Annotated in this window: 1 pseudogene; it reads left to right on the top strand. The window is 55.2% G+C overall.

The features are described 5' to 3' along the window. Positions 1 to 350: 350 nt before the first annotated feature. A pseudogene (locus GIW04_RS31360) lies at positions 351 to 4,865 on the top strand (DUF637 domain-containing protein); the annotation flags it as partial. Positions 4,866 to 4,997: the final 132 nt, after the last annotated feature.

Here is a 4,997-nt window from a genome sequence, read left to right on the forward strand (position 1 = left end):
CAGGCTGTCACCTTGCCGGCGCATGAGCATCAGTGTCACTCGCTCTTCGGTATTCAAGTGGCTGTAGGTCTTTTTCATCGCAACACCTTACCTCAGGTGTTGCACTTGCTCCTTGAGACCGCCCAGTCGACATACCTGCACAGATACTTGCTGGCAGCATAAAGAGCGACGTTAAAGTCTTTACGGACGGTGGTGGTAGTGTGCCGTCGATCATTCAGGCAGGGCAAACGATCGACATAAACGCCAAAACCACGATCAATAACAGCAGCTTGCAAGCCCATACCGAGTTTGCGGGCACCGCCAAAGGAAGTGTCGATACGCAGGTCGAAAAGACCACAACCACGACCGTCATCCATTTAAACCCCCAGTTGTCTGCTGACTTGGCTCAACAACAAGTGAACCCGTTGTCTCTGCCGGGGTTCAGCTTGCCTGAAGGCCAGAACGGCCTATTCCGCCTTAGCGGGCAAGGCGCATCCCAAGCTACCTCAGACACTCCGCAAAGTTGGGTGATGGGTACCGCAGAAATCAGTGTTGAGCAGCGCGAAAAAGAATTACCGCTTGGCCAAGGCGCCGATCTCCGTGCCCAGAGCGCATCCAGGCTGTTGGCTGCTACCACTGGCTTGGAAGCTGTTACTCGGCCCGAAGAAAGCATTGTCGGTGACATCAACGTTATTCAGGTAGTTGCCCCCGCGTCTGTTGCCGCAGACGCGCAGATACCGGGTCGTAGCCCGGAGAACGTTGAAAGTACTTTGGCCCCGGTTGCGGCGCTTGCCAGTTTTGCTGATGGACAGACGATCAGTCGAGTTCAAAGCCTCCCGGACACCCAAATCCGTAGCAACCCTCATAAATATCTGATTGAAACCAACCCGGCCCTGACTGACCTCAAACAGTTCATGAGCTCGGACTACCTGCTGTCCAAACTGGGCTACAACCCCGATGACAGTTGGAAGCGTCTGGGTGATGGTTTTTATGAACAAAAACTTATCCAGCAAGCAGTGGTAGCACGCACGGGTCAACACTTCCTCGCCGGCATGAACACCGACGAAAAGCTGTTCAAGTACCTGATGGACAACGCCATCCAGAGCAAGCAACAGCTGAATCTGGCGGTCGGTGTCAGCTTGAGCGCTGCGCAGGTAGCGGCCCTGACGCATGACATTGTCTGGCTTGAAAAAAATGAAGTAAACGGCGAGCAGGTCCTGGTACCGGTGCTGTACCTGGCTCAAGCCAACAACCGTCTTGGCCCCAACGGCGCATTGATTGCAGCGAACGACATCAACCTGATTGCTGGGGAAAACCTGACAAACGGCGGCACGTTGCGTGCCAGCCGGAATTTGTCGGCTGCTGCGGGACAAAACTTGGTCAATAGCGGCCTTATCGAAGCAGGCGGGCGTATCGACCTGCTCGCGGGTAACAACCTTGTAAACAAAGCCGGGGGCATCATTTCCGGACGTGACGTCAAGATGACCGCGATCAACGGCGACGTGATCAACGAGCGTACGGTCAACCAGTATCAGACGATCTACAACGGCGTTAACCAGTTGAATGGTGTTGTGGACAGCGCCGCGCGTATTGAAGCGGCTAACAACCTGAGTATGGGAGCCGGCCGCGATGTCAGCTCCGTAGGTGGCGTGATCAGGAGTGGCGCCGACACCGTTATTCGCGGTGGTCGTGACGTCAATGTGGCCTCTGCTCAGCAAGTCGATAGCTTCAACCCAGGCAGCAGAAACAGCAGTCAAACCATCACTCAATATGGCTCCACCCTTGAGGTCGGGCGCGACCTCAGCGTAGTCGCGGGCCGTGATATCAACGCCATCGCCAGCCAGATCGATGCCAAGCGCGATGTGGCTATGGCAGCTACCGAGAACTTGCTGCTGTCCTCGGCGGCGGACGAACAGCATTCCTACAGTAAGAAAAAGAAAGTTATCCGTCAGGAAGACCATGTCAGCCAGGTGTCCACCACTGTTACTGCTGGTGGTGATGTGAGTCTCAGGGCAGGCGAAGATATGGCGTTGATTTCCAGCCGGATCACGGCGGGCGATGAAGCGTATCTGGTGGCTGGCGGCAATCTCGACCTTTTGGCCGCGCAGGACAGCGATTATTCGCTCTACGACCGGAAGAAAAAAAGTGGTTTGGGGGGCAAGCAAACCAAGCGTGATGAAGTGACCGATGTCAAGAATATCGGCAGCGAAATCAAAACCGGTGGCGACCTTACTCTTGAGAGTGGCGGGGATCAGAAGTACCAGGTGGCGACGCTGGAAAGTGGCAAGGACTTGAGCATTGCCAGTGGTGGAGAAATCACCTTTGAAGGCGTCAAAGATCTCCATCAGGAGAGTCATGAGAAAAGTAAAAGCAGCTTGGCCTGGAACAGCTCCAAGGGTAAGGGCAATACCGATGAGACGCTGCGTCAAACGCAACTGATTGCCCAGGGTAACCTTGCGATCAAAGCTGTCGATGGCCTGAAAATCGACATCAAACAGATCGACCAGCAAACCGTTAGCCAAACCATCGATGTAATGGTCAAGGCCGACCCGCAATTGGCGTGGTTGAAAGAAGCCGAGAAACGTGGGGATGTGGATTGGCGGCAAGTGCGAGAAGTGCATGAGTCGTTCAAATACAGCAACTCCAGCCTCGGGCAAGGGGCGATGCTGGCGATCATCATCGTGGTGACGGTACTGACAGCCGGGGCCGCGAGTGCCGGAGTTGGCACCTTCGCAGGTGCAACCGCAGGATCGGGCTCGGCCATGGCCGCCGGTACTGCTGCTACTGCCGCGACGGCAGCTACAGCAACCACGGCGGCGACTGCGGCAACTTCTGCGGTGGCGGCCGGTTGGGGCAACGTCATGGCTTCGGCGGTGCTTACCTCGGTGGCGAGTAACAGCGCTGTCAGCTTTATCAACAACGGCGGCAATATTGGCGCGACCTTCAAGGACATTACTTCCAGCGATAACCTGCGCAGCTATGCCACGGGCGCGTTGACCGCAGGGTTCACGGCAAGTGTCCTGGACCCGGCATTTGGTGTGACCGGTGATAACGTCAACAAGGTCACGAAAGGCTTTAATCTCAGCTCCGCATCGGATGTCGGCAAGTTTGCGGCTTATTCAGGCGCTCAGGGCGCAGCACAGGCGGGCTTTGGTACCGCGCTACAAGGTGGCAGCCTTGGTGACAACCTCAAACAATCGCTAGTCTCCCAGGCGCAAGGTGTTCTGCGCGGGGTTGCCTTCAATGCGGTCGGTGACTTTGCGGATCATAAAGAATGGGATAAAGCGAGCGTTGAGAAAACGACGCTGCACGCGCTGGTTGGTGGCTTGCTCAGTGAGGCGGCAGGCGAAGGGTTTGTTACGGGGGCGATGGCCGCGGGGGCAAACGAGGCATTGAGCGAACGCCTAAGCACGCTGGTGAAGGGTGACAAACAGCTGGAGCTGGCTGCGTCGCAGTTGGTGGGACTTACGGCAGCAGCGATAGTTGGCGGCGATCTGCAAACCGGGATCGATATCGCCAAAGACGCCACGGCGTATAACCGTCAACTGCATCCTGAAGAGAAGCGTCTGCTAAAGGAAAAAGCGGCTCAACTCACTCGTGAGCGACAGCAGCCAACGCTGTCGGGATTCAGTTGGGAAGAGCTTCTGACACTGGCCAGCGACAGCCAACTGGATAACGCGACGGCACAAAAATATGAGGCTTTGCGTGCCCAGTTGAATCAAGGCACTCAGCAGGGAAATCCGCTGGTTGGAAAGTTCTCCGACGATATGGCTGTAGCCCAAGCCGTTGTAACCCAGATGAGCGCCCAGGGCACCCCGCTGCGATGGAAAGACGGCTCGGTTGTGACTGCGTATGGCAAACCGGTAATAGCTTTCCAGGCTACCGCCCAGCAAAAGGCCGACAGCGGATTATTTGCCGCTAACGGTGCCGGGTCTTATGGGCCGACAGGCGGAACGCTTCAGGCCGATGCCAATCGTTTTGGTGTTAATGCCGCAGTAAATCGGCATCCAGAAATCAGTGTGTTTGATGGATCAAGTGATGCATCGGATAGCACTCGCGAGCGTGTTAAGGATGCGACTGTCGGAGGGCTGAAGGACGTTACTTTACTCGACGTCATGCCGATTGGGCGGGTTGCTGTGTTGGGTCGCAAGGTCGCGGTTACTGTTGAGGCTGAGCTCGCCGAACAAGCGGGTGGTGCGGTATTGCGTGGTAGTGCGACTTACGTCGAGAGCAAGGTTGTTCAGGCCAATACCACGGTGCAATTGAGTGAGACGGTGACATTAGCCAATGGCAATATTTTGCCGAAGGGGAGTGTCGTTACCGTTTCTGATGATGCTATGAAGGTTGTTTACCCGGACGGGGTAAGTGAAGTAGGCTCTTATAGTAGGGCGTTTTCTCGACCGCTGTTGCTTCCTGGTGCCAAAGCGACTGCGACCGTGATTGACACTGCTCCGATGGCCCAACGGATCATGGACGTTCGAGCTGGATTGCCGTCTGGGTTACGGCGAAGTGGTAACGTAGCTGTCGCGGAAATAGATATACCGGGAATACCTAAACAGATGGCCGCACACAGCCAAGTTTCTGATGCCGGTAAGGGGCTTGTCGGCTCCGGAAATGGGAATTTTGTCGCTCAATCTGTACCCAATAAGGCAGGAGACTTGGTTTATCGGGGAATCGATACGGAGTATAAAATTCTAGATAATATCGCTGACCAGTTGGGGGGAAATACCTCCGCCAGAGGAACAGTAAATATCCTTACGGAGAAAGCGGCTTGTGCCAGCTGTCTGAATGTGGCTGAGCAGTTCAAGGCGAAGTACCCCAATATTACCGTTAATATTCTTGACAATCAGGGGGCTATGTTACGTCCTCCGAGGAAGACGCCGTAATGGAAGATAGAGTGACTTATGGTGAAATGCGGGCTTGGTTTCTAGGTAGCTATTATAGCTATTGCAAAGTCAAGCTCAGCCACCAAAGCTCATGGGCTGAAGGTGAAAGTGAAGTGGGTTATGCCTATGGCG

It is taken from the genome of Pseudomonas sp. PA-4-8C, from assembly GCF_021606625.1.
Classification (GTDB): domain Bacteria; phylum Pseudomonadota; class Gammaproteobacteria; order Pseudomonadales; family Pseudomonadaceae; genus Aquipseudomonas; species Aquipseudomonas lactis.